The sequence below is a fragment of the Nocardiopsis kunsanensis DSM 44524 genome (genome assembly GCF_000340965.1).
Lineage (GTDB): Bacteria > Actinomycetota > Actinomycetes > Streptosporangiales > Streptosporangiaceae > Nocardiopsis > Nocardiopsis kunsanensis.
Genome location: NZ_ANAY01000012.1, coordinates 34082 through 58679, shown reverse-complemented (window position 1 = coordinate 58679; position 24598 = coordinate 34082). Strand labels below are relative to the sequence as shown.

Genomic DNA, 24598 nt, shown 5'->3' with positions numbered 1-24598 from the left:
GGGTTCCGATGGTGGCGGCCGGGGCCGCGGCCTGCTCCCATCGGGGGCGAAAGTCCCGGAAGCACCGCTTCTGACCAGCGGTGCCGTGATGGGGGCGGATGTGGCGAAGGCGACACCGCCCCTGGAGGCCCCCGCGTAGGGGACTTTCGAGGGGCGTTAAGGTTGCGTTAAGGCATCCTCGGATTCGACACCGAAAACCTTGTGATAGCTTTCACGAGCAGGTAACCACAGAACCCCCACGGAGCTTTGTCATGCAGGAACACGACGTCGCGATCTTCCGTGGCGCCGCACTTCCCAGCGTGGTGTGCGGGGTTCTGGCCATCGGTGTGGCAGCACTGCTCGGCGGTGTCCCCGGAGCGCTCAGCGCGCTCTTGGGGGCCGTGCTCGTGCTGGGCTGCTTCGGGCTCGGACAGTGGGCCGTGATCGCGCTGTCCCGCCGGAACAAGGACCTGTTCATGGCGGCCAACCTGCTCGGTTTCGTCGTCAAGATGGCGGTCCTGGGCATCCTGTTGGTCACCCTCGGCCGAAGCCCTCTCATGGCTGACCTGGACGACCGGGCCTTCGTCTACACGGCGCTGGCCTGCGTGCTGGTCTGGCTGGGCGGGCAGATCCGAGCGATTTCCAAGGCCAAGATCCCGCACGTGGATCCCGGACAAGCCTCGGGGAACACGTGATGGGCAACCCCGCCAAAGCCCGGGACGAAGGGCGTAATACCCTGGTCGACGGTAGGCGGGCGACCCCGTTCCAGTCCGGTGCCACATGCTATATTCCGGAGCGAGATGAGCAGCGAATCAGCCAAGGACACGGAGAAACGCGGCGCACAGGAACCGCGCGACTCCGACGGCTGGGCCATGTTCTCCACTCTCCTCGCGGGTGTACTCGTGTGGACCGGCATCGGCTGGATCGCGGACTGGCTCTTGGGTTTCGATGCACTCTTTCTGCCCATCGGGGCGGTGCTCGGCCTGGTCGGGTCGGTCTATCTGATCGTCGTCAAGTCCCGCCAGGCCTGAACTCTCCCGCTGGAGTGAGCCCGACATCCTCACAGGTGTGGGCGAGCTCCTCCACAACCATCCAAGAGGCTTTCTTGCGTCACGACGAAAGGATTCGCCGTGAGTGCTGACGCGCGCATTCTCGCGGCCGAACCGGGTTGCCACCTCTTCCCTGGCGAAGGCGAGGCGGGCTGCGGGTTCGAGGCTCCCACCATTGGGATGTTCTTCCCCGAACCGTGGCTCGGCGGCATCCCCGGCAGCGACGGCATCGACCTGTACCTGGTTCTGCTGATCGTCGCCCTCGGCGCATCCCTGCTCCTGTGGTCGTGGTTCAGCAAGAAGCTGAGCCTCGTCCCCGGGCGCAGGCAGGGCGTGGGCGAAATGTTCGTCCTGTTCATCCGGGACCAGATCACCCGCCCCACCATGGGGGCCAAGGGTGACAAGTTCATCCCGCTGATGACGGCGATCTTCACGCTCATCGTCTTCATGAACATCTCGGGTCTGATCCCGGGCATGTTGCCGGTCAACAGCGACCTCTCCTTCCCGGCGATGTTCGCCATCTTCATCTTCGTCCTCACGTTGGTCGTCGGTATGCGCCAGCAGGGGGGATGGGGATACATCAGGAACCAGATCTTCCCGCCCGGGATGCCCAAACCGATCTACGTCCTGGTCACGCCGATCGAGACCCTCTCGGTCTTCGTGATCCGCCCGCTGACGCACGCCCTGCGTCTGTTCGCGACCATGTTCGCGGGCAGCCTGCTGCTGGCGGTGTTCGCCTACGGCGGCTGGTACATGCTGAGCATCGGTGCCGAGCCGGCCCTGGCCGGGCTGTCGGTCCTGTTCTCCGGTGCCGCGCTGATCGGCTACATCCTCTTCTTCCTCTTCGAGATCCTGATCATGCTCGTCCAGGCGTTCATCTTCACGCTGCTGGCGAGCCTGTACCTCAACGGGTCCCTCGAATCCGCCCACTAGAACCCCTGAGTGCCGGCCACCCCGGCCGGTACGAAGGTGTAATGACCCGTCCACACCCGGCGCACTGACCAATCGCGAAACGCGACGCCGGACGTCGAGTAAAGGGAAACACTTATGGACATCGCCGCCATCGAGGGCAGCATCAACTCCGTCGGCTACGGCATCAGCGTCATCGGCGCCGGTATCGGTGTCGGTCTCGTCTTCGGCATGGGCATGCAGGCCATCGCCCGCCAGCCCGAGGCCCGCGGCCCGCTGCAGACCAACATCTTCCTGGGCTTCGCGCTCATCGAGGCCCTCGCCATTCTGGGCTTCGTCCTCGCGTTCGCCGTCTAAAACCGTTCCTGCCAACCGTTTTTGATGGCATCTGACGCGAAGGAGGGCTGACCATGTTGGTCGAGTTGGCAGCCGAAACAAACATTCTGCGGATCGACTGGGTGAAGTTCACCTTCGGTCTGATCGCACTCGCCGTGGTCTACTTCTTTGTGGCCCGCAAGGCAGTACCCAAGGTCATGAAGACCCTCGACGAGCGCCACGACGCCATCGAGGGCGGTATCGAGCGGGCCCAGCGCGCAGAGAACGAGGCCGAGGAGATCCGCCAGCAGTACCGCGAGAAGCTCGAAGAGGCCCACCGCGAGTACGCACAGGAGCTCGAGAAGGCCAAGGAGCAGCGCGCGGCGATCATCGCCGAGGCCCGTGAGGAGGCCCAGGTGGAGGCCCGCCGGATCGTCGAGGCCGCACAGGCCCAGATCGAGGCGGACCGCCAGCAGGCCTTCGTCCAGCTCCGCAACGAGATCGGTTCGCTGTCCACGGACCTCGCCGGCCGCATCGTCGGCGAGAGCCTCAACGACAGCGACGCGCAGAACCGCGTGATCGACCGGTTCCTCGAGGAGCTGGAGCAGAACGAGAGCACCGAACAAGCCGAGGTGCGCTGATGCGTGGAATCAGCCGCAACTCCCTGGCTGAGGCGACCCGGCGCCTGGACGAGAACGTCCTGGCGTCGGCGGACGCCGCACGGAACGCGGTCTCCCTCGGGGGCGAGCTCTTCGAGGTCGTGGCCCTGTTCGACCGCGAGCACTCGCTCCGCCGCTGGCTCGCGGACCAGGCCAACCCCGTCGAGGCCAAGACCGGCCTGATCGGTCAGGTCCTCGAGGGCAAGGCGTCGCCGTCCACGGTCCTCGTGGTCAACGACGTCGTCTCCCAGCCCTGGTCCGGCGCGCGTGACATGACCGACGCCTTGGAGCGCCTGGCGGTCTACGCGACCGTCGCCTCGGTCCGGGGCACACAGCTGGACGAACTCGAGGACGAGCTGTTCCGTTTCCAGCGGATCGTCGTCTCCGAGCCCGAGCTGCGCGCCGCCCTGACCCAGGAGGGTGTGGAGGCCTCGCACCGCCACTCCCTGGTCGAGAACCTGCTCTCGGGCAAGGTGAACTCCGCGACGCTGGCCCTGGTCAGCGAAGCGGTCGTCCGTCCGCGGGGACGTACCCTGGAACAGGCGCTCGAGTACCTCGGGAAGGTGGTCGCCGACCGTGCCCAGCGCTACATCGCCGTGGTGCGCAGCGCCCACCCGCTGAGCGAGGACCGGCTGGAGCGTCTCAGGTCCCTCCTGACCCGCAAGTACGGCCGTGAGATCCACCTGAACACCGAGGTCGACCCCCAAGTCGTGGGTGGCCTTTCCGTCCGGGTGGGCGACGAGGTCATCGACGGCACCATCGCCGGGCGCATCGCCGCGGTCCAGCGCCGTCTGGCCGGCTGACACACGCGAACAACGCAAGGCAAGCACGCACGGCGCCGGCCCGGCGCCATTTGAGAGCAAGGACAACGTAGAGATGGCGGAGCTGACGATCCGACCGGACGAGATCCGGGACGCGCTACAGCGCTTCGTCCAGTCGTACGAGCCTGACGCCACCCGCGCGGAAGAGGTCGGGACCGTCGCCTACTCCGGTGACGGCATCGCCCGCGTCAGTGGCCTTCCCTCGGCGATGGCGAACGAGCTGCTTCAGTTCGAGGACGGCACCCTGGGCATGGCCCAGAACCTCGAGGTCGGGGAGATCGGTGTCGTGGTGCTGGGTGACTTCACCGGCATCGAGGAGGGCCAGTCGGTGCGCCGCACCGGCCAGGTCCTCTCGGTCCCGGTCGGCGACAACTTCCTCGGCCGTGTGGTCGACCCGCTGGGTCAGCCCATCGACGGCAAGGGCGAGATCGAGTCCACCGAGCGCCGCGACCTGGAGGCCCAGGCCCCCACGGTGATGCAGCGCCAGCCGGTCGAGGAGCCCCTCCAGACCGGTATCAAGGCGATCGACACCATGACGCCCATCGGTCGCGGCCAGCGCCAGCTGGTCATCGGTGACCGCCAGACCGGTAAGACGGCTGTCGGTATCGACGCGATCATCAACCAGAAGGCCAACTGGGAGTCGGGCGACCCCGACAAGCAGGTGCGCTGCATCTACGTCGCCGTCGGCCAGAAGGGCTCGACCATCGCCTCCGTGCGTGGTGCCCTCGAGGAGGCCGGCGCGATGGACTACACCACCATCGTGGCTTCCCCGGCGTCCGACCCGGCGGGCTTCAAGTACCTGTCGCCCTTCACCGGTTCGGCCCTGGGCCAGCACTGGATGTACCAGGGCAAGCACGTGCTCATCGTCTTCGACGACCTGAGCAAGCAGGCCGAGGCCTACCGTGCGGTGTCGCTGCTGCTGCGCCGTCCGCCGGGCCGTGAGGCCTACCCCGGTGACGTCTTCTACCTGCACTCCCGTCTCCTGGAGCGCTGCGCGAAGCTCTCCGACGAGATGGGCGCCGGCTCGATGACGGCCCTGCCGATCATCGAGACGAAGGCGGGTGACGTGTCGGCCTACATCCCGACCAACGTCATCTCCATCACCGACGGCCAGGTCTTCCTGGACTCGGACATGTTCAACCAGGGCCAGCGCCCGGCGATCGACGTCGGTATCTCGGTCTCCCGTGTGGGTGGTTCCGCGCAGACCAAGGCGACCAAGAAGGTCTCCGGTACGCTGCGTCTGAGCCTGGCCCAGTACCGCGAGCTCGAGGCCTTCTCGGCCTTCGGTTCGGACCTGGACGCGGTCTCCAAGCAGCAGCTCGATCGCGGTGAGCGCATGATGGAGCTGCTCAAGCAGGGGCAGTACTCGCCCTTCGCGATGGAGCAGACCGTCGTATCCATCTGGGCCGGTACCTCCGGGAAGGTGGACGACGTCCCGGTCGAGGACGTGCGCCGCTTCGAGGACGACTTCCTGGCCTACCTCGAGCGTGAGCACAAGGGCGTTCTCGACAACATCCGCGAGAGCGGGAAGTTCGAGGACGAGACCCGTCAGGCCCTCGAGGAGGCCGTCGAGAAGTTCAAGCAGGGCTTCCAGACCTCGGCCGGCACGCTGCTCGGCCAGGAGGAGTCCGAGGCTCTCGGCGAGGAGACCAACAAGGACGCCAAGGGCGGGAAGTAACCCATGGGTGCACAGCTTCGTATCTATCGGCGGAGGATCAAGTCGACCAAGTCGACCGCGAAGATCACCCGCGCGATGGAACTCATCGCCGCGACGCGCATCACCAAGGCGCAGCGCGCGGCCGAGGCTGCCGGCCCGTACGCACGGGAGATCACGCGTGCGGTCTCGGCCCTGGCCAGCCGGGTGGAGGACCACCCGCTGCTGAGTGAGGCCGAGAACCCCAAGCGTGCCGCCGTCCTGGTCATCTCCAGTGACAAGGGTCTGGCCGGAGCCTTCTCGGCCAACATCATGAAGGAGGCCGAGTCCTTGACCCAGCTCCTGCAGGAGCAGGGCAAGGAGGTCCTCACCTACATGGTGGGCCGCAAGGGTGTGGCCTTCTACAATTTCCGCGAGCGTCCGCTCCAGGAACAGTGGGAGGGCATCACCGAGAGGCCGACCTACGCGCACGCCCAGGAGATCGGCTCCACTCTCATGGAGAAGTTCTCCCAGGACAGTGAAGAGGGCGGCGTGGACGAGATCCACGTGGTCTCCACCGAGTTCGTCTCGATGCTGACGCAGACGGCGCGTTCGGTGCGTGCGCTTCCGCTGGAAGCCGAGAAGATCGGCCAGGAGGAGCTGCAGGAGCAGGAAGGCGGCGACACCCCGCCGTTGTACGAGTTCGAGCCCTCCGCGGAGGAGGTCCTGGACCAGTTGCTCCCGCAGTACGTGACCAACCGGATCTACTTCTCCCTCCTGGAGTCGGCAGCCTCCCAGCAGGCGTCCCGGCGTGCGGCCATGAAGGCTGCTACCGACAATGCCGAGGAACTCGCCAAGAACCTGACCCGTCTGGCCAACCAGGCACGTCAGGCCGAGATCACCAACGAGCTCAGTGAGATTGTCGGCGGAGCCGACGCCCTCTCTGGTGCCAGCGCGGGAAGTGAGTAACAGAAGTGACTGCGACTGCTGAAGGGACGGCCGGCGCCACCGCCACCGGTACCGGCCGCATTGCCCGGGTCACCGGCCCGGTGCTCGATGTGGAGTTCCCCGTGGGCTCCATCCCCGAGATCTACAACGCCTTGCACGTCGACGTGACGCTCGGCGGCGAGACCAAGACCATCACCCTCGAGGTCGCCCAGCACCTGGGTGACAACCTCGTGCGGGCCATCTCCCTGGCCCCGCAGGACGGCCTGGTCCGTGGCGCCGAGGTACGCGACACCGGCGCGCCCATCAGCGTGCCGGTCGGCGACGGCGTCAAGGGCCACGTGTTCAACACCCTGGGCGAGTCCATGGACGTGCCCTCCTCCGAGCTGGAGGTCTCCGAGCACTGGCCCATCCACCGCAAGGCCCCGGCCTTCGACCAGCTCGAGTCCAAGACCGAGATGTTGGTCACCGGTATCAAGGTCATCGACCTGCTCACGCCGTACGTGCGTGGTGGGAAGATCGGCCTGTTCGGTGGTGCCGGTGTGGGCAAGACGGTGCTCATCCAGGAGATGATCACCCGTATCGCCCGCAACTTCGGTGGTGTGTCCGTGTTCGCCGGTGTCGGTGAGCGCACCCGTGAGGGTACGGACCTCTTCCTGGAGATGGACGAGATGGGGGTCCTTCCGGACACCGCGCTCGTCTTCGGCCAGATGGACGAGCCCCCGGGCACCCGTCTGCGCGTGGCGCTCTCGGCTCTGACGATGGCGGAGTACTTCCGTGACGTCCAGAACCAGGACGTGCTCCTGTTCATCGACAACATCTTCCGTTTCACCCAGGCGGGTATGGAGGTCTCCACGCTGCTGGGCCGTATGCCCTCGGCCGTGGGTTACCAGCCCAACCTGGCGGACGAGATGGGTCAGCTCCAGGAGCGCATCACCTCGACGCGCGGTAACTCGATCACCTCCATGCAGGCGATCTACGTGCCCGCCGACGACTACACCGACCCGGCGCCGGCGACCACGTTCGCCCACCTGGACGCGACGACGGAGCTCTCCCGTCCGATCTCGCAGAAGGGTATCTACCCGGCGGTGGACCCGTTGGCCTCGTCCTCGCGCATCCTCGACCCGCAGTACGTGGGCCAGGAGCACTACGACGTCGCCCAGCGCGTAAAGGAGATCCTGCAGCGCAACAACGACCTGCAGGACCAGATCGCGATCCTCGGTATGGACGAGTTGTCCGAGGAGGACAAGGTCGTCGTCAACCGGGCCCGCCGCCTGGAGCGTTTCCTCTCGCAGAACATGTTCGTCGCCGAGAAGTTCACCGGTAACCCGGGCGTGTTCGTGCCGCTGGAGGAGACCATCTCCTCCTTCAAGGCGGTCTGTGACGGAGAGTACGACCACCTGCCCGAGCAGGCTTTCCTCGACGCCGGCAACATCGAGATGGTCGTCGAGAAGGCCAAGAAGCTGCAGGAAGGCTAGGGCGCGTCGGGTGGGTGCCGGAAAGCGCCCACCGAACACACCCTGACCGCGCCATGCGCCCGCCCCGAGGGGTCCGAGAGGGGGCGGGCGCCGGGCGGGACAGTCGGGCCGAGCCGTCCCCGGAAGAACGAGTCGGGGCCGGCTCGGCCGAACCCACCCGCTAGCCGAGGAGTTTGTGGCAGTGTCGAAGAAGCTTTTCGTCGAGATCGTCTCGCCCGAACACGAGATTTGGGCCGGCGAGGGCGACATGGTCATCGCGAAGACCGTCGAGGGTGAGATCGGCGTTCAGCCCGGGCACGTCCCGGTGCTCTCGCTCCTCTCCCACGACGCCGTCGTTCGCGTGCTGGGTGCGCGCGAGTCCGGAGAGGTCCGGGTCGCCGCGCACAGCGGGTTCGTCTCGGTTTCGGGTGAGGGGCGTGTTTCTATCCTCGCTGAGACCGCTGAGCTCGCCGAGGACATCGATGTTGACCGTGCACGTACGGCAGTGACGAGCGCGACGGAGGAGGGCGACAACGTCGCTCTCGGACGCGCCCGCAGCCGCCTGCGTGCTGTGGGCGAGGACGTCGCCTAGAACGGACTGGGTGGTCATGGAGCGGCTGCTGCAAGGGATCGGATTCGAGACCGCGCAGTGGACGCTGCTGACCGTGTTCCTGGTCGGTGCGGCGATCCTGCTCGTCGGTGCGTCGCGCCGCTCGGTGATCGAGCGGCGCGGCGGCGCAGTCGAGTGTTATCTGCGTGCGCCGGGAGCTCGGGGACGCCGAGGTACGTGGCGTATCGGTTTCGGCCGGTACGGCTCGGAGAACCTGGGCTGGTTTCCGATCTTCTCGCTCAGACCGCGGCCGACAGCCACGCTGTCGCGCCGCGGTCTTGTCATTGTGGGGAAGCGTTCCCCCACACCCGAGGACCGCAGCCGTCTGCCCGAGGACGTGAGCGTGGTCAGTCTGGGATGGCTGACCGGTGAGGGACAGGAGCCCCAGGAGGCCGCTTTCGAACTCGCGATGGGGAAGATGGCCATGACCGGTTTCCTGTCGTGGCTGGAGTCCATGCCGCCTGGTACCCACTGGGAGACCTGAGGTCTCCCTCCGGATCGGGTGCAGCAGGGCCGCGGCTCGGTCCGGTCCGGTACGCGGCCGGTCCGGTGCGGGGTCGGCCGGGTACCGCGCGGCGTCCGCGTCCGGGTGGCCGCGCCGTACGTGTGAACGGCTATGCCTGTGCGGTGGAGCAGCAGGCCGAGGTGTCCCCGGATGCGCTGTCACCGACGAGCTCGGGCGCCGAACCCATCTGGTCGCTGTCGTTCTTGACCACGTAGACCTCCCAGGGCTCCTTGCCGGGTCCGCTCACCCACACCTTGTCCTGCACGGCGTAGCAGCACGAGGTGTCGGTCTCCTCGAACGTTGCCAGGCCGGAATCGACGAAGCGTGTGGTAGCGGCCTCCACCTGCTCGGTGTCGTCCACTTCCACACCCAGATGGTCCAGGCGGGTGTTCTGGCCGGGCTCGCCCTCGATCAGCACGAGCTTGAGCGGGGGCTCGGCGACGGAGAAGTTGGCGTATCCGGGGCGGCGCTTGGCGGGTGCGACGCCGAACAGGGTGGAGTAGAAGGTCACCGACGCCTCCAGGTCGGCGACGTTCAGGGCGAGCTGGACACGGGACATGAGATCCTCCGAAGCTTGTATAGATGTTTATCTATGTAGTGCTGTGCCTCCAGCTTTGCCTTCTGGATCGATGTTTGTCAATATAGACGCATGTCGAATCAAGAGGGTCGTGCACCCGTCCTCGGGGACGCATCCGCCGATGACTGTTCCTGTCTGTCGATCGCGCCGCTCGGCGAGGACGAGTCGGTCGAACTCGCCCGGCTGTTCAAGGCCCTGGGCGATCCGGTTCGGCTGCGGTTGCTGTCGATGATCGCGACCCGGGGCGGGGGCGAGGTGTGCGTCTGCGAGCTGACACCCGCCTTCGACCTGTCCCAGCCCACCATCTCCCATCATCTGAAGCTGCTGCGTGAGGCGGGGCTCATCGCGGCCGCACGGCGGGGAACCTGGGTGTACTACCGGGTGCTGCCGGAGGCGACCGACCGTCTGGCCGCGGTCCTGGCCCGGCCCGAGGTGTCCGAGGGGGGCCGGAAGTGAGCGCTCCGGAACACGCCACTGCCCCGGAGGCCTCCGGGGTGGCCGGGCGGATGTCGTCCCTGGACCGGTTCCTGACCGTGTGGATCCTGGCAGCGATGGCGGCAGGGCTGGCTCTGGGACGCCTGGTGCCCGGCCTGGACGATGTGCTGTCGGGGATCGATGTGGCGGGGGTGTCCCTGCCGATCGCGGCGGGGCTGCTGGTGATGATGTTCCCGCCTCTGGCCAAGGTCCGCTACGACCGCCTGGGGGCGGTCACCGGCGACCGGCGGATGCTGCTCACCTCGCTGGTGGTCAACTGGTTGATCGGCCCGGCGCTGATGTTCGTACTGGCATGGGTGTTCTTGGCGGACCTGCCCGAGTACCGCACCGGGTTGATCATCGTCGGTCTGGCCCGGTGCATCGCGATGGTGATCGTCTGGAACGATCTGGCGTGCGGGGACCGCGAGGCGACTGCGGTGCTGGTGGCGCTCAATTCCCTGTTCCAGGTGGTGGCCTTCGGCGCCCTGGGATGGTTCTACCTGTCGGCGCTGCCCGGATGGCTGGGGCTGGAGCAGGCGGCCCTGGACGTCTCCTTCGTCGACATCTCCGTGTCGGTCCTGGTCTTCCTCGGGGTGCCGCTGCTGGCCGGGTACCTGACGCGCCGCCTGGGGGAGAAGGCGCGTGGCCGGCAGTGGTACGAGACCCGCCTGCTGCCCAAGCTGGGCCCGTGGGGCCTGTACGGGTTGTTGTTCACGATCGTGATGCTGTTCGCGCTCCAGGGGGAGGCGATCACCTCCCAGCCCTGGGACGTGGTGCGCATCGCGGTTCCGCTACTGCTCTACTTCACGCTCATGTGGGCCGGGACGCTGGCGCTGGGGCGCGCGCTCGGGATGGGCTACCCTCGGTCGGTGACCCTGGCCTTCACCGCGGCAGGCAACAACTTCGAGCTGGCGATCGCGGTCGCGATCGCGTCGTTCGGAGTGGCCTCCGGACAGGCCCTGGCCGGGGTGGTGGGGCCGTTGATCGAGGTGCCGGTCCTCATCGCGCTCGTGCACGTGGCTCTGGCGGCCCGCCGCTGGTTCTCCGGGGAGGAGGTCCCGGGAGGGGCACGCGCCGCCGGAACCCACCCGAACCGGGAAGGAGGGGGCTCCGATGCCTGAGAACCACCATGGGGGCGCGGGGCCGCCCCAGGTGTTGTTCGTCTGCGTGCACAACGCGGGCCGGTCACAGATGGCCGCGGCGTTCCTGGAACATCTGGCAGCAGGCCGGGTGCTGGTGCGCTCGGCCGGCTCCGCACCCGCTGAGGAGATCAACCCGGCGGTGGTCGCGGCGATGGCCGAGGTCGGTGTGGACATCACCGGGAACGCCCCGAAGGCCCTCACCCCGGACACGGTCCAGGGATCGGACGTGGTCATCACGATGGGGTGCGGGGACGCGTGCCCGTTCTTCCCCGGCAAGCGCTACCTCGACTGGGAACTGCCCGATCCGGCGGGAAAGGGTGTGGAAGCGGTGCGGCCGATCCGGGACCGCATCAAGCACCAGGTCGAGGACCTGCTGGAGGAACTGCTGCCCCGGGGCGGATGACCCCGGCCCCGTCTTCTCCAACCGCGGGGACACCGCCGAAGGGCTGTACCGGCCCCTGGAGAGTGTCTTCGGGACCGGTCGGGCCACCGTGCGCGTCTTCGGTGCCACGGCGTTGTTCCGAGCCCTCCGGTGAGGGCGGCGGGCCGCAGATCCTGACCTCGGAGGCCGCCGGGCGTCTCGGCGGCCTCCCGACTTGACTCTCAGCGTCGTCTCAGGATGGGCGGAAAGCCTGAAACAGCGTGTCACGGTGGGCACCGATGTATTCGATGTCGGCCGGAACTGGGCCGAGCCCCATCGACACCTCGGCCGGTTCGCCAGGGATGCCCATGCCGTCGGAGAAGCGCGCGACTGGCTGCGGCGGAGGATGTCCCTGCGACCCGCCGGAGCTCTGATACCCGGCTCGGTTGCCGAGGACACACTGCTCATGACGAGCGAGATCACCACGAACGTCCTGCTGCACACGCCCGAACCGGGCGGGCACGGGGCGTTCGTCGTCTCGGCGTTCTTCTACGCCCGCTGTCTGCGTATCTCGGTCCGGTGTACCACCGGAAGCGCAGCCGGCGGTTCTCCTCCCCGCGCAGTGCCGTTGCGCCCGCAGTCCGCTCACGCCCTCGCCGAGCACGGACGAGGGCTCGCCCTGGTCGATGCCCTCGCCACCACGTGGGGAAGTGAACCGGGCCGACCAGGACAGGCCGTCTACTTCACCGTCGACTGGGACCCGGTCGACAGTGCCTCGACCGAACGGACACCGGCGCCTTGGACCGGGTTCTCCTCCCAGGCTGCCGGGTGGTGACCATGGGCGGTTACTGCGTCTTCCCCAGCCGCGAGCTGCGCCTGCGGCGGGACCGGTTCCCACACCACCTGATCTGTGAGTTGCACGACCACAGCGGCCGACCGGTGTTCGTCGCGGTCCTGGCCCAGCGGTGCTGTGCCTGTCCCGCAGACCTGGTCACCGCACGCACGCTCCACGCCCTGCGGAAAACCCTCGTCCGAACGTGTTGACGGTCCCGGTGAGGCCTGCGGGCCCCCGGGCCCCGCCCGGCGGCCCCGGACCCGGAACGGGCGGCCCGGGTTCACCAGGCGTGGGGCACGTAGGAAAGTCCCTCGAGCCAGCCCCGGAGCCCGGCGGCGGGGTAGGCGAGGGTGTTCGGCGGCAGCCGGTGCGGCTCGGCCACACGGGCCCGGCCCCGCCACCGCGACGCGACGAAGAACATCCCCACCCGCGCCGGGGCCCCGTCCTGCCGGTGGTGGACGACCGTGCCCAGAGTGAGCTCGTCGGGACGGATGCTCACCCCGGTCTCCTCCTGGGCCTCACGCGCCGCGCCCTCGTGCAGCGGCTCACCTTCCTCCAGGTGTCCGGAGGGCAGGTGCAGCATGCCGTCCGCGTAACCGGTGCCCCGGCGCTCCAGCAGGAGGACCCGCCCCGCCCGGTACATGATGACGTGCACGTCGACGATGCTGCGGTACCGCTCGGGCACGGGTCCCTCCTCGGTCAGGCGAGCGGCGAACCCATGGCGTGGTAGCCGCCGTCCACGTGCAGGGTCGTCCCGGTGATCCCGCGGGCGCCCGGGGACATCAGGAACAGTGCGGGGTCGGCGACCACCGAGGAGTCCTTGGTGTTCCAGCCGGCCGGCGCCGACTCGCCCCAGCGGTCCGCGATCTGGTCGAAGCCCGGGATCGACCCTCCGGCCAGGGACTTGATCGGTCCGGCGCTGATGGTGTTGACCCGGATGCCCTCCGGGCCGAGGTCGCGCGCCAGGTACCTGGTCGAGTTCTCCAGCACCGCCTTGGCCGAGCCCATCCAGTCGTAGACCGGCCACGCCACCGACGCGTCGAAGGTCAGGCCGACGACCCCGGCGCCGTTCGGGGCGGCGGCCATCAACTTCCGGAAGCCCACCGCCAGGGCCTTGAGGGAGTAACCGGAGACGTGGATGGCCTGTGCGACGTCCTCCCAGGAGGTGTTCAGGAAGTTCCCGCCCAGGGCGTCACCGGGGGCATAGGCGATCGAGTGCAGCACCCCGTCCACGTGGTCCCAGTGCGTGGCGACCTTGTCCGCGGCCGTGGTGATCTGCTCGGGGTCGGTCACATCCAGGGGCAGGACGTCGACCGGCTCCTTCGGCAGGCGCTTGGCCACGCGCTCCAGGATGGAGAACTGCCGTCCCGGGGGGTTGGTCAGGACGACGTCGTGGCCCTGCTCCATCGCGTGTTCGGCGACGGCGTAGGCGATGGAGGACTGGGTGGTGATTCCGGTGATCAACAGGTTCACGTGGGCTCCTTGCTGTGTCGGGTACTGGGTCGGGGACCCGGGCACTCCTGCGCCAAGAGTGCGTTCCGGGCCCCGTGTGCTTGGTTCGGCCACTTTGCGTGGGTTTGGGACGGGTCTCGTCCCTCAGGGCAGGCGGGTCCGTCAGTGCTGCATGCCGCGCTCGAGGGCCTCGGCGATGCGTGGCCGCAGCCGGGACGCGCTGACGATCGCGTCCACCGAACCCACGTCGACCGCGCGCTGGATGCTGTGCACCCGGTCGAACTCCGCTGCGACCTCGCCGAGCTTCTCCGCGCGCACCGAGGCACGCACCTCCGAGAGTTCTGCGTTGAGTTCGGCGCGCTCGGCGCCGCCGGCCTCCGAGACCCGTGCCTGCAGTCCGCTGACGCGCGGGTCGGCCGCAGTGCGCTTCTTCACCTCGCCGGCGAAGACCACGGCCGCCGCGGGGGCGCCACCGAGCACCGAGGCGAAGGAACCCTCCACCGCCAACACCGTCATGTCCGGATTGAGCGCCTTCGAGAACACCACGAACGCGCCGCCGTGGTAACGCCCCACGACACAGAACACGATCGGCCCCTCGAAGTTGACGATCGCACGGCCGATCTCCGCGCCGTACTCCAGCTGCAGCTTGCGCATGGACTCCGGGGACCCGTCGAACCCGGACAGGTTCGCCAGGACCACCAGCGGTCGGTTTCCCGAGGCGGCGTTGATCGCCCGCGCGGTCTTCTTCGACGAACGCGGGAACAGCGTGCCAGCGGTGTAGGTGTCGGGCCCGTCCGTGGGCGGGAAGCCGGTCCGCTGCACCGACTTCGACTCGATCCCCACCAGGCACACCGGCCACCCGTTGATGTGGGCGTCCTGCACCACCGAGGTCTCCGCGTCGGCCATGTTCGCCCACCGTTCCAGCACCGGGTGGTCCTGGTCGGAGAGCGCACGCATGACGGTACGGATGTCGAACGGTTTCTTGCGGTCCGGATTGTGCTCTGCCGAGAAGATCTCGCCGACGGTGGAGAAGTCGCTGCCCTCCACCTTGTGCGGGAACCCCGACACGTCGCGCTCCACTGGGTCGGAGGTCCCGGCCCGGCGCGGAGCCCCCTCACCGGGGGCCACGTACGTGTGGTCGTAGTGCGCCATGAGCACGTCACCGGCGGCCGCGAGGTTCGGAGCCCAGTACTGCGCCTGCCCGTTGGGGCCCATGACCCGGTCGTGGCCGCCGATGCCGTGGTTGTCCTCGGCCGAGACACCGCCGGAGAAGTCCAGCGACTGCTTGCCCGTCAGCACCATCGCCGACTCCGGGGTCATGACCAGCACGCCCTTGGTGTGCATGAGCATGGTCGCCTCGGCGTTCCAGTACGGCTGGGCGCCCACGTTGATCCCGGCGACGACGACGTTGATCTCCCCGCCGTCCTGGGTGAACGTCACGATCCGTTTCAGGGCGGCCGCGACCCAGTCCATGTTCTCCGAACCCGACTCCATGGAGATGCGCGCGCCGGCCGACAGGGCGAACCACTCCACGGGCACCTGCATCCGCTCGGCGAGGTCGATCGCCGCGATCACCCGGGAGCACTCCGGCTCGGACAACGCCCCCAGCGACTTGGTGGGATCACCCAGCAGGACCACACGCGTGACACCCTGCGGGTGGCGCTCGGTCGGGGTCGTGACCACACCGGCCACCAGAGCGGCGGAGTTGCGCCCGGCGGGACGCTCCACCGGCACCAGCACCCCGCTCTCGTCGAGGTCGTACTCGGTGAACTCGCCCCCGGTGCCGGTGAGCAGCCCCGTCAGCTCGTACGGGTAGGTGGTCCCGCGCGCCGCCGCGCGCCGTACCTTCTGGCCGTAGTCGTCCAGGGGCATGACCGGCTCCCGGGACGGCTTCTCCACGTGCAGCTGCGGACCCCGCGCGGGGTCGAGGGTGATGCGCACCGCGACCTCGGACAGCTCACCGGCGGTGTTGCGCTGACGGGCCACGAACTGGACCTCCTCCAGGCCCGCGCCCTCGGTCGTGGGCAGGATCCGCTGCACCAGTGTGTCCAGATCCTGCCGGGACAGCTCCGTGGAGGGCCACACGTAGACCAGGATCCGGTTGGTGCCGTACCGCTTGTTCTTCGGCAGCTGCGCCTGGACGTTGCGGATCGCGTCCAGGCAGCCGGCGAGGGTGTCCTCCACCGCGGGCAACGCGACCAGGCGCCCGTCCGACTCGCGCAGCGGTGTCAGGTCCCGCACCTGGCCCAGGGCGACGAGCCGTTCATCGGCGGGGTTCGTGCGCGCGGCGGCCTCGAACAGGTAGATTTCCTCGTCGGCCGAGGGGAGCCGCGTGAGGTCGAACTCGCGGAGCCGTTGCAGCTGCAGGCGCTGGGCGATCTGCGGGTGCAGTCCGCGGATCAGCCGGTCCTCGGCGAAGCCCTCGCCCTCGGGCCGGAAGGTCACATGGTGGTGCATGACCGCGTTCCCGGTCCCGGCGACGGTCACGGTGATGCGGTGCACGCCCGCGGGCCGCCCGATCCGGGACAGGTACCGGCCGAGCTGCTCGGCCATCGCGTCCGTGCCGGGCTGGTCCTCCCACCTCAGGTACAGGTCGGCGACCAGTTCACCGTCGGAGCAGGTGGCGGCGTGGGCGCCCACGGCCTCGACCGCGTCCGGCAGGGACGTGATGTCGACGGCGGTGGCGACCACCCGGGACTGCGTGCCCCCGTCGTCGTGGCGCGCGGTGACGAAGCGGCAGCCCTCGACCACCTCCGCGGTGACCCCGGACAGTCCGCGGTTGCCGTAGTAACGGCGGGTCAGCACCTCCAACAGCGGCGCCTGGTCGCGGCCCGGGCGTCCGATGCGCTGGCCCAGCACCCGCACCAGCGGCTCCGAGCAGGCCACCATGGACTGGATGCGCTCGGTGCGGTCGGCGGCGTCGGGGTTGCGGTCCAGGTGGCGCAATTCCTCGCGGACCGTTGCGTACACCTGGGCGCGGTTGCGGCGCAGCATCGGCTGGGCGTACCAGCGGAACACCACGCTCCGGGCCAGGTCGGAAACGGTCGGGAAACGCACCTGCGTGGCCTCGACCAGCCGCTCCAGTACCAGGCCGGCACGCTCACCGAGAGCCTCGGCGGGCGGGGTGTCGGTGACCCACCGGCGCAGCAGCTCCGTGACGACCGAGACGTGGGTGCCCATCCGCTGCTGGGCCAGGAAGATCCGGAAGACGGCCCGTTCGAGTTCGGGGGAGCGGTCCAGGTCGGTGACCCCGTAGTGGGCCAGCGCGGTGGCGAGCTTGCTGCGGAAGGCACCGGACACACCGGCGCGGTCCACGTCCAGGCTCTGCAGGTAACCGTGGAAGTACTCGCGGGAACTGTGCACCGTCCGGTCGGCCCCGGCCCCCGCCTCGTCGGCGGGCTCGTTACGGGTGAGCTCGGCCAGGTCGGCGAAGGCGGTGAGCAGCTCCAGCTCACCCTCCGGAGGGCGTGACCCCAAATCATCGCGGACCGCCAGGTAGGCCGGGAGTGCCTCCGTGGGCTCGTCTGGGCCGCCGTCGAAGCCGAGCACGAGCCCGTGCAGGTCGCGCAGGTGCTGCTGTGCGCGGTCGGTGGCCGAACCTGCCTCGGCCGCGGGGGGAAGGTCCAGAGCGATCTCCTCGGGGCCCTCTCCGGAGCCCTCGCCGTCCTCGTCCGCCAAGGGCTCCAGGCGCATGAGGGGCGCACCGGTCTCGACCTGGCTGCCCACCGTGACCGGGCACTCCTTCACCCGGGCGCGGAAGGGAGCGCGCAGCACCGACTCCATCTTCATGCTCTCCAGCACCAGGACCGGAGCGTCTGCCTCGACCTCGTCACCCACCGCCAACGGGACCGACACCACCAGGGCCGGCGCGGGGGAGCGGACCATCCCGCCCTCGTCACGGCTGATGCGGTGCGTGACACCATCGACCTCGACCAGGTGGGTGGGGCCGTGGGTGGCAGAGACCAGACGGAACGGACGGTCGTTGACGACGATCCGTCCGCTGTGGGGGTCGAAGCGCTCCAGCGCGATCTCGGCGGTGTGCACGTCGCCGCCGCCGCTGATACCGACACGGAACCGTTCGTGCCCCAGGCGCGCCACACGCACCTTGTAGGTCACGCCGCGCAGCTTGAGGCCGAGCGGCCGGCCCGGCTCGTGGCGTACCTGAGGGCGGCCACCGTGTGCGGTGGACAGCAGCCGGCCGCGGCTGACCTCCTCGTCGTCCTGGTAGGCCTCGATCGCGGCCATGGCCAGGGCGGTGGCCGAGTGCTGATGGGCGACCAGGCCGCCGTCGGCGCGTACACGGTCGATCCAGCCGGTGTCGGCGCTCGCGTCGATGACCTCGGGGCGTTCGAGCAGGTCCAGCACGAAGCTCTTGTTGGTGGCCCCGCCCTCGATGATCACGGTGGTCCCGGACATCGCCCGGCGCAGACGGGCCAGAGCCTGCTCGCGGTCGCTGCCGTAGGCGATGATCTTGGCGATCATGGAGTCGAAGTCGGCGGGGATGGTGTCGCCCTCGCGCACACCGGTGTCCACACGCACACCGGGGCCGGCGGGGAGGGAGAGCCGCGCGATGCGGCCGGGTGCGGGGGCGAAGTCGCGGTCGGGGTCCTCGGCGTTCAGGCGGGCCTCGACGGCGTGCCCGTTCTCGGCGGGCTGGGGGCCTTCGAGTCTTCCGCCGGCCGCGACGTGCAGCTGGAGCCGGACCAGGTCGGTGCCGGTGGTGGCCTCGGTGATGGGGTGCTCGACCTGCAGGCGGGTGTTGACCTCCAAGAACGCGAAGAGTTCCTCACCGGGGTGGTAGAGGAACTCGACGGTGCCCGCACCCCGGTAGCCCACCGCCAGGGCCAGGCGTTCGGCGGAGGCCTTGAGCTCGTCGGCCTGCTCCTGCGACAGGACGGGGGAGGAGGACTCCTCGATGATCTTCTGGTTGCGGCGCTGCACCGAGCAGTCGCGCACGCCCAGTGCCCACGCGTTGCCCTGGCCGTCCGCGATGACCTGTACCTCGACGTGGCGGGCCCCGGTGACCAGCCGCTCCAGGAAGACCGTCCCGGAACCGAACGAGCGCAGGGCCTCCTGGGTGGTGCGCGCGTAGGCCTCGGTGAGTTCCTCGGCGGAGGAGACCTTGCGGATACCGCGGCCGCCGCCGCCCGCGGCGGCCTTCAACATGAGGGGGTAGCCGATCCGCTCACCGGCGTTCAGGGCGTCCTCGAGGGTGGCGACCTCGCCGCCGCTCCAGGGAGCGACCGGGACACCGACCTGTTCGGCGAGCTGCTTGGCGCCGATCTTGTCGCCGAGTCGGCGCATGGCCTCCGGGGAGGGGCCGATGAAGGCCACACCGATCTTCTCGCACAGTTCGGCGAAGGCCGGGTCCTCGGCGACGAAACCCCAGCCCACCCACGCGGCGTCCGCGCCGGTGTCGAGCAGGGCCCGTTCCAGGACGGCGTGGTCGAGGTAGGGGCGGGCCGAGGCAGGGCCCAGGGGGTGGGCGAGGTCGGCTTCCCGGACGAAGGTCGCGTCCTGGTCGGCGTCGGTGTAGAAGGCGATCGTGCTGATCCGCCTCCCGGTCTCCGCGGCCAGGTCCCGGACGGCGTGGATGAGCCGCACGGCGGCTTCACCACGGTTGACGATGGCGACACGAGTGAACACCGGTTGATCCTCCCAAGAGCACAGACAGAAGGCGGTGGCCGAGGGACCGGACCACCGCCTTCACGTGTCCTCCACAATGGCGTACGGAAAGCCGGAACACCAATCGTCCGAAGTACTCATGTCAGCTCGGCTGTGTTGTGGGGATTCCACAAAAACCTGCCTCTGGGAGCCACTCACCCCCGCGAGAACGCGAGGTTTGACACAAACGGGTGTCGGGAGCCGGACAACACGCTCTGCACCCGTGCGCCTGTTCCGTCCGGGCCTCGGACCCGCCGCGACCCCGTGTTCCACGCCCCGCGCCCGTCCCGCGAGCGTGCGGTTCTGCCTCCCGGCCGAAGGCCCCGCGGCCGTCGGCCCCTCCGCCGACGGTCCGGCTCCAGGGCACGGGAAAGAGAAACGCTCGGCGACGGCCCGGAACTTCCGTCCGGGGCGTCGCCGAGCGCGCGGCGGGTGTACGGGTCCGGTGCCAGGATCACGCGTCCTCGGGCACGTTGGCCTCCTCGGCGCCGATCGTCGTGGCGGGCCCGTGACCGGTGTTGACGACGGTCTCCGCCGGCAGGCTCAGCAACCGGCTCCGGATCGACTCGACGATCGTCGGGAAGTCCGAGTACGACCGGCCCGTCGCGCCCGGTCCGCCCTGGAACAGGGTGTCACCGCTGAAGAGCACCCCCAGCCCCGGCGCGTACAGGCACACGGCGCCCGGCGCGTGCCCGGGGGTGTGGATCACGGTCAGCTCCGTTCCCGCGACCTCGAACGTCTCTCCGTCGGTCAACTCCCCGTCGGGCTCCCGGTCGGGGTGGGTCATGTCCCACAGCACCCGGTCGTCCGGGTGCAGCAGGATCGGCGCATCCATGGCGTCGCCCAGTTTCACCGCGGCGTTGACGTGGTCGTTGTGCCCGTGTGTGCACAGGATCGCGAGGATGTCGCGATCACCGACGGCTTCGATGATCGCATCCGCGTCGTGCGGGGCGTCGATGACCACGACCTCCTCGTCGTCACCCACCAACCACACGTTGTTGTCCACGTCCCACGAACCGCCGTCCAGGGAGAAGACCCCGGACGTGGTCAGGTGTTCCACTCGAACGTCGCTCACAGCCGCACCGCCGATCGCAGTACATCGCCGCGCTCCATGCGGGCGAAGGCCTCCTCCACGTCACCGATACCGATCTCCTCGGTGACGAATCCGTCCAGGTCGAGCCTGCCTTGCGTGTACAGGTCGGTCAACACGGGGAAGTCCCGCGACGGGAGGCAGTCCCCGTACCACGACGACTTCAGAGCCCCGCCCCGGCCGAACACGTCGAGCAGCGGGAGTTCGATGCGCATGTCCGGTGTGGGTACCCCGACCAGGACGACCGTTCCGGCCAGGTCCCGGGCGTAGAAGGCCTGCTCGTAGGTCTTAGGGGTACCGACGGCCTCGATGACCACGTCCGCGCCGAACCCGCCCGTGAGCTCGCGGATCGCTTCGACCGGATCATTGTTGCGGGCGTCGACGGTGTGGGTGGCGCCGAACCCGCGGGCCCACTCGAGTTTGCGCGGGTCCAGGTCCACGCCGATGATGCGGGCCGCGCCGGCCAGGCGGGCCCCGGCGACGGCGGCGTTTCCCACACCCCCGCATCCGATGACCGCCACGGAGTCGCCGCGACCGACCCTGCCGGTGTTGACCGCGGCACCGATCCCGGCCATGATCCCGCAGCCCAACAGGCCCGCGGCAGCGGGGGAGGCCGACGGATCGACCTTCGTGCACTGCCCCGAGGCCACGAGGGTCTTCTCGGCGAAGGCGCCGATACCCAGCGCGGGCTCGAGCTCGGTGCCGTCCTCCAGGGTCATCTTCTGTTCGGCGTTGTGGGTGTCGAAGCAGTACTCCAGGCGCCCCCGGCGGCACGCGCGGCACTCCCCGCACACAGCGCGCCAGTTGAGCACGACGAAGTCACCGGGGCCGACGTTGGTCACCCCGTCGCCGACCGACTCCACGACACCTGCGGCCTCGTGCCCGAGCAGGAACGGATACTCGTCGTTGATTCCGCCGTCCCGATAGTGCATGTCGGTGTGGCAGACCCCGCAGGTCTGGATCCGGACCACCGCCTCGCCCGGCCCGGGGTCCGGGACGACGATGGTGGTCACTTCGACAGGTGCACCCTCGGCGCGGGAGACCACGCCCTGGACCTGTTGGGACATCAGTTCTCTCCCTGAGTTCGGCGGCCGGCACGGTCGGTGCCGTCGGCGGTGACCATGCCCGGGGACCTCCGCTCCTACCCCTGGTTCCGGGGCGTACGCGCCTGCTCACCGGGTTCGGGGACCGGGTGAGTGAGGTCGAGGTCCGCAACCTCGCCCACCGGAGCGGAGAGGTCGGGTGGCAGGCCTTCCCGACCGCCATGGTGCACCGGGGATCGGTCTCCGCACCTTGCGCTGGAGCGTCGAACCCGGCCTGGACCATGCCGTGGGCTGAGGACCGGCCGGTGGAGGGATGGTAGGTGGGTGGTGTTCGTCGGAGCGTCGAGCGTAGCCCGGCCGGGCCAAAATCCCCGACCCCGACGAATCACCAGCCCCGGCACCACGAGAAACCTTGAGAACGGATGGGCGGTCCAAGGGGACCGGGCGGGTCGGGTGTGCCGGGTCCCCTTCACCGAGTGGCTCCGTGGACGAGCGGTACGCCGGGCCTCAGCGTTCACCGCCCGGCTTCCACAGGACCTCGTCCCCGTCCCCCGCCACGTAGCGGCCGAGGATGAACAGCAGGTCGGAGAGCCGGTTGAGGTAGGTCGCCGTCGTGGGGTTCACGCTGTCGCCGTGTTCGGCGAGCGCTGCCCACACCGACCGTTCGGCGCGGCGCACGATGGTGCGGGCCGAGTGGATGAGCGCGACCGTGGGGGTTCCTCCGGGCAGGATGAAGCTGCGGAGCTTGGGGAGGTCGGCGTTGTAGACGTCGCAGGCCTCCTCCAGCCCGGTGACGTACTCGGGAAGGACGCGCAGCGGGGGGAACTCGGGGTTCTCGACCACGGGGGTGGACAGGTCCGCACCCAGGTCGAACAGCTCGTTCTGCACGCGTGTGAGGAGCGTACGCACGTCGTCGGGGATCTCACCCAGGGCCAGGGCCAGTCCGATGGCGGCGTTGGCCTCCTCGGTGTCGGCGTAGCCCACGAGACGGGAGTCGTTCTTGTCGGTCCGGCTCATGTCACCGAGGGCGGTGCTGCCGTCGTCGCCTGTCCGGGTGTAGATCTTCGACAGTACGACCGGCTGGTCCGTGTCTTTCTTGGTCATGCCCCAACCCTAGAGCTGATGCGCAATGGGCCGGATTCCTCCCCTGGCGCAACCGCGGGGACGGAGGATAACTGTTCGATATCGGAGAGTGAAGGTGATGCACATCACTGATACATTGAGAAACAAGAGGGATACACAGAGTAGCCCTCGGCGGTGTTCGCGCCGGTTCGTGTGGTTGAAGCAGAGGGGGACCACCCGGACCGTGCGATGCGAAGGGGGAGACACCGTCTCGGCGGGCGGCGTGGGACCGGGGGGTCCACGCCGCCCGCTCTTCTGTACCCCGGGGGCATCGGCCGGCCCTCACCCCGGGGCGCGGGCCGACCGGATCACCAGGTCACCGCAGCCAGGCATCGCCCTTGCGCGGCAGTTCCACCGGGCCCTGCTCGGCGAGCGGGGTCACCCCGTTGACCGGAAGGGTGCTCTCGGCGAGTGTCTCCACACCGTGCGCGCCGGCTGCGGACAGCTCTGCCACCGAGTTCCAGTCGATGTTCTCCATCGTGTCGTCAGGCGTGTGGTAATAGGGGTCGAACGGCTCTCCGGCGGTCCCGCCGTACCACTCGGCCTGCTCCTCGGACTTGACGCCGTCGCCGCCGCTGAACAGCCCGCCGGCGGCGACCCCGGCCTCCATGAACGGCCCGTAGTCGCTGCGCCCGCTCAGGACACCGGGCTCGTGGACCTGGCCCTGCTCATCGAAGTACTCCTCCAGGATCTGGGCGATCGCGCCCGAACCCGACGGGGCGCCACCCGATCCGGGCAGGTCCATACGCCCGTCGAGCACGAACCGGCCGTAGTTGTGCGAGCCGATCATGTCGAAGTTGAGGTAGAGCGCGATCTCGTCGAGCTCCTCCTCCGTCAGGTCGCCCACGTACTCGGTCGAGCCCGTCAGGCCTTCCTCCTCGGTGCCCCAGAAGGCGAAACGCACCTTGTTGTTCGGCGTCTCCTGCTGGGCCATCTGGATCGCGGTCTCCAGCACGAAGCTGCTCCCGCTCCCGTTGTCGTTGATGCCCGGGCCGTCCTCGACGCTGTCCAGGTGCCCGCCGACCGTCACCACGTTGTCGTCGGCGCCGCCCTCGGTCTCGGCGAGCACGCTGTAGGAGCTCTCCTCCGTGACCTCGGCATCGACAGAGAGGTCGAGCTCGAGCCCGTCACCGGCGGCCAGGAGCTGCTCCCCGGCCAGGCCGGAGACACCGAGCGCCGGGATCTCCGACATCTCGCCCAAGGTGCCGAGGAAGGACTCGTCCTCGGTGTTGACCACCAGCGCGGCAGATGCGCCCGCGTCGGCGGCATTGGCGACCTTCTGCCCGAACTCGCACTCCCCGCGCACGGTGATCGCCACGGCGCCCTCGGGGAAGTCGGCGAAGTCCTCGGCCGAGCAGCCGCTGGAGGAGCTCTCGGGCGCCACGGCCACACCCGGGGCGGAGACCTCGCCCGGCCCCGAGTACGACATCGTGTTGAAGTCCTCGTCCTCGACCAGCTCCAACTCCTCCGGAGCGGTCTGGTTCAGGACGGGGCCGGACTGCTCGCGCCACAACTCGTAGTCGTACTCGTGGCGCCAGGTCTCGTAGCCGGCACGCTCGAGCTGGTCCTCCACGTACTGGGCGGCCACGTCGTAACCGGCGGTGCCCGTGGCCCGGTTGCCGCCGTTGTACTCGGCGATCGTGGCCAGGTTCTCCATGTGCCACTTGATCGCTTCGGCGGTGACCAGGTCCGAGAGCGGAGCCTGTTCCGGCGCTTCGGCCGGGGTGCCCGGGTGCTGGGTCATGTTCTGTTCGGAGAAGACCTCCGCAGGGGCCTGGGCGACCGACCCGGGGGCGGTCGGTTCCAGTTCGTTCGCCGCGTGGGCGGGTGAGCCCAGGGCCAGGGTGCTCGCGGTCAGGACCAGCGCACCCGCCGCAGCGGTGGCGCTCCGGGACAAGGACCGGGACCCGGTCGTGGTCGCGAACTCTGGTGCGGGTTCTTGCACTCTCATCCTCC

Annotated in this window: 23 protein-coding genes; 15 read left to right on the top strand and 8 right to left on the bottom strand. The window is 69.0% G+C overall.

Annotation, left to right across the window (positions count from 1 at the left end):
* Positions 1-251: 251 nt before the first annotated feature.
* The 11 genes from D456_RS0110315 to D456_RS0110265 all read left to right on the top strand — a co-directional run bounded on the left by D456_RS0110315 (position 252) and on the right by D456_RS0110265 (position 8861).
* Positions 252-674 carry a hypothetical protein gene (locus D456_RS0110315; protein ID WP_017576101.1) on the top strand — a complete coding sequence of 141 codons (423 nt, stop codon included), beginning with the start codon at positions 252-254 and terminating at the stop codon, positions 672-674.
* A gap of 105 nt (positions 675-779) precedes the next feature.
* Entirely contained in the window at positions 780-1010 is a 231-nt protein-coding gene (locus D456_RS0110310; RefSeq protein ID WP_017576100.1) for an AtpZ/AtpI family protein, read from the top strand.
* Positions 1011-1208: 198 nt separating this feature from the next.
* Positions 1209-1961, top strand: a complete 753-nt coding sequence (gene atpB / locus D456_RS0110305; protein WP_017576099.1) for a F0F1 ATP synthase subunit A — start codon at positions 1209-1211, stop codon at positions 1959-1961.
* Between the two features lie 114 nt (positions 1962-2075).
* Positions 2076-2294: an ATP synthase F0 subunit C gene (gene atpE, locus D456_RS0110300; protein WP_017576098.1), complete on the top strand. Its 219-nt coding sequence runs from the start codon at positions 2076-2078 to the stop codon at positions 2292-2294.
* A 53-nt stretch (positions 2295-2347) separates the two neighbouring features.
* Positions 2348-2893, top strand: a complete 546-nt coding sequence (locus tag D456_RS0110295; protein ID WP_017576097.1) for a F0F1 ATP synthase subunit B — start codon at positions 2348-2350, stop codon at positions 2891-2893.
* Positions 2893-3714 carry a F0F1 ATP synthase subunit delta gene (locus D456_RS0110290; protein WP_017576096.1) on the top strand — a complete coding sequence of 274 codons (822 nt, stop codon included), beginning with the start codon at positions 2893-2895 and terminating at the stop codon, positions 3712-3714. Before D456_RS0110295 ends, D456_RS0110290 begins: the two co-directional genes overlap by 1 nt.
* Positions 3715-3787: 73 nt before the next feature.
* Positions 3788-5410: a F0F1 ATP synthase subunit alpha gene (atpA, locus tag D456_RS0110285; RefSeq protein ID WP_017576095.1), complete on the top strand. Its 1623-nt coding sequence runs from the start codon at positions 3788-3790 to the stop codon at positions 5408-5410.
* 3 nt (positions 5411-5413) lie between these two features.
* Complete coding sequence (locus D456_RS0110280) at positions 5414-6334, top strand: F0F1 ATP synthase subunit gamma (RefSeq protein ID WP_017576094.1); 921 nt, start codon at positions 5414-5416, stop codon at positions 6332-6334.
* 5 nt (positions 6335-6339) lie between these two features.
* Positions 6340-7788 (top strand): F0F1 ATP synthase subunit beta, encoded by a 1449-nt coding sequence (atpD, locus tag D456_RS0110275; protein WP_017576093.1) that lies wholly within the window; start codon positions 6340-6342, stop codon positions 7786-7788.
* A 181-nt stretch (positions 7789-7969) separates the two neighbouring features.
* Complete coding sequence (locus tag D456_RS0110270) at positions 7970-8359, top strand: F0F1 ATP synthase subunit epsilon (RefSeq protein WP_017576092.1); 390 nt, start codon at positions 7970-7972, stop codon at positions 8357-8359.
* Positions 8360-8375: 16 nt separating this feature from the next.
* Positions 8376-8861, top strand: a complete 486-nt coding sequence (locus D456_RS0110265; RefSeq protein WP_026115746.1) for a DUF2550 domain-containing protein — start codon at positions 8376-8378, stop codon at positions 8859-8861.
* A 130-nt stretch (positions 8862-8991) separates the two neighbouring features.
* Here D456_RS0110265 and D456_RS0110260 read toward each other — a convergent pair whose 3' ends face one another.
* Positions 8992-9441, bottom strand: a complete 450-nt coding sequence (locus tag D456_RS0110260) for an ArsI/CadI family heavy metal resistance metalloenzyme (RefSeq protein ID WP_017576090.1) — start codon at positions 9439-9441, stop codon at positions 8992-8994.
* 90 nt (positions 9442-9531) lie between these two features.
* Here D456_RS0110260 and D456_RS0110255 point away from each other — a divergent pair, with 90 nt between their 5' ends.
* The 4 genes from D456_RS0110255 (at position 9532) to D456_RS0110240 (ending at position 12271) form a co-directional block, all read left to right on the top strand.
* Positions 9532-9915: an ArsR/SmtB family transcription factor gene (locus D456_RS0110255; protein WP_017576089.1), complete on the top strand. Its 384-nt coding sequence runs from the start codon at positions 9532-9534 to the stop codon at positions 9913-9915.
* Positions 9912-11054 (top strand): ACR3 family arsenite efflux transporter, encoded by a 1143-nt coding sequence (arsB, locus tag D456_RS0110250; protein ID WP_017576088.1) that lies wholly within the window; start codon positions 9912-9914, stop codon positions 11052-11054. Before D456_RS0110255 ends, arsB begins: the two co-directional genes overlap by 4 nt.
* A complete protein-coding gene (locus tag D456_RS0110245) occupies positions 11047-11478 on the top strand; it encodes an arsenate reductase ArsC (RefSeq protein WP_017576087.1) in 432 nt (143 codons plus the stop codon). The genes arsB and D456_RS0110245 overlap by 8 nt, the downstream gene beginning before the upstream one ends.
* 424 nt (positions 11479-11902) lie before the next feature.
* Positions 11903-12271: an ATP-binding protein gene (locus D456_RS0110240; protein WP_239643805.1), complete on the top strand. Its 369-nt coding sequence runs from the start codon at positions 11903-11905 to the stop codon at positions 12269-12271.
* 280 nt (positions 12272-12551) lie between these two features.
* Here D456_RS0110240 and D456_RS23930 read toward each other — a convergent pair whose 3' ends face one another.
* The 7 genes from D456_RS23930 to D456_RS0110200 form a co-directional block, all read right to left on the bottom strand.
* Positions 12552-12956, bottom strand: coding sequence for an NUDIX domain-containing protein (locus D456_RS23930; protein ID WP_017576084.1), 405 nt, complete (start codon positions 12954-12956; stop codon positions 12552-12554).
* A gap of 14 nt (positions 12957-12970) precedes the next feature.
* Positions 12971-13744, bottom strand: a complete 774-nt coding sequence (fabI, locus tag D456_RS0110225; protein WP_017576083.1) for an enoyl-ACP reductase FabI — start codon at positions 13742-13744, stop codon at positions 12971-12973.
* A gap of 141 nt (positions 13745-13885) precedes the next feature.
* Positions 13886-19369 carry an ATP-binding protein gene (locus tag D456_RS0110220; protein WP_017576082.1) on the bottom strand — a complete coding sequence of 1828 codons (5484 nt, stop codon included), beginning with the start codon at positions 19367-19369 and terminating at the stop codon, positions 13886-13888.
* A 472-nt stretch (positions 19370-19841) separates the two neighbouring features.
* Positions 19842-20462, bottom strand: a complete 621-nt coding sequence (locus D456_RS0110215) for an MBL fold metallo-hydrolase (protein ID WP_026115745.1) — start codon at positions 20460-20462, stop codon at positions 19842-19844.
* Positions 20459-21544 (bottom strand): S-(hydroxymethyl)mycothiol dehydrogenase, encoded by a 1086-nt coding sequence (locus D456_RS0110210; RefSeq protein ID WP_017576080.1) that lies wholly within the window; start codon positions 21542-21544, stop codon positions 20459-20461. The genes D456_RS0110215 and D456_RS0110210 overlap by 4 nt, the downstream gene beginning before the upstream one ends.
* A 483-nt stretch (positions 21545-22027) precedes the next feature.
* On the bottom strand, positions 22028-22624 hold the full coding sequence (locus D456_RS0110205) for a cob(I)yrinic acid a,c-diamide adenosyltransferase (RefSeq protein ID WP_017576079.1): 597 nt from the start codon (positions 22622-22624) through the stop codon (positions 22028-22030).
* 334 nt (positions 22625-22958) lie between these two features.
* On the bottom strand, positions 22959-24587 hold the full coding sequence (locus D456_RS0110200) for a M28 family peptidase (RefSeq protein ID WP_017576078.1): 1629 nt from the start codon (positions 24585-24587) through the stop codon (positions 22959-22961).
* Between the last annotated feature and the right edge of the window lie 11 nt (positions 24588-24598).

What these genes read in the sequence shown, in the direction of transcription:
- D456_RS0110205 (WP_017576079.1), bottom strand. Translation starts at nt 22,624, where the DNA reads ATGACCAAGAAAGACACGGACCAGCCGGTCGTACTGTCGAAGATCTAC.
- D456_RS0110280 (WP_017576094.1), top strand. Translation starts at nt 5,414, where the DNA reads ATGGGTGCACAGCTTCGTATCTATCGGCGGAGGATCAAGTCGACCAAG.
- D456_RS0110240 (WP_239643805.1), top strand. Translation starts at nt 11,903, where the DNA reads ATGACGAGCGAGATCACCACGAACGTCCTGCTGCACACGCCCGAACCG.
- D456_RS0110260 (WP_017576090.1), bottom strand. Translation starts at nt 9,441, where the DNA reads ATGTCCCGTGTCCAGCTCGCCCTGAACGTCGCCGACCTGGAGGCGTCG.
- D456_RS0110290 (WP_017576096.1), top strand. Translation starts at nt 2,893, where the DNA reads ATGCGTGGAATCAGCCGCAACTCCCTGGCTGAGGCGACCCGGCGCCTG.
- D456_RS0110265 (WP_026115746.1), top strand. Translation starts at nt 8,376, where the DNA reads ATGGAGCGGCTGCTGCAAGGGATCGGATTCGAGACCGCGCAGTGGACG.
- D456_RS0110255 (WP_017576089.1), top strand. Translation starts at nt 9,532, where the DNA reads ATGTCGAATCAAGAGGGTCGTGCACCCGTCCTCGGGGACGCATCCGCC.
- D456_RS0110210 (WP_017576080.1), bottom strand. Translation starts at nt 21,544, where the DNA reads ATGTCCCAACAGGTCCAGGGCGTGGTCTCCCGCGCCGAGGGTGCACCT.
- D456_RS0110310 (WP_017576100.1), top strand. Translation starts at nt 780, where the DNA reads ATGAGCAGCGAATCAGCCAAGGACACGGAGAAACGCGGCGCACAGGAA.
- D456_RS0110315 (WP_017576101.1), top strand. Translation starts at nt 252, where the DNA reads ATGCAGGAACACGACGTCGCGATCTTCCGTGGCGCCGCACTTCCCAGC.
- D456_RS0110295 (WP_017576097.1), top strand. Translation starts at nt 2,348, where the DNA reads ATGTTGGTCGAGTTGGCAGCCGAAACAAACATTCTGCGGATCGACTGG.
- atpB (WP_017576099.1), top strand. Translation starts at nt 1,209, where the DNA reads ATGTTCTTCCCCGAACCGTGGCTCGGCGGCATCCCCGGCAGCGACGGC.
- D456_RS0110245 (WP_017576087.1), top strand. Translation starts at nt 11,047, where the DNA reads ATGCCTGAGAACCACCATGGGGGCGCGGGGCCGCCCCAGGTGTTGTTC.
- atpE (WP_017576098.1), top strand. Translation starts at nt 2,076, where the DNA reads ATGGACATCGCCGCCATCGAGGGCAGCATCAACTCCGTCGGCTACGGC.
- atpA (WP_017576095.1), top strand. Translation starts at nt 3,788, where the DNA reads ATGGCGGAGCTGACGATCCGACCGGACGAGATCCGGGACGCGCTACAG.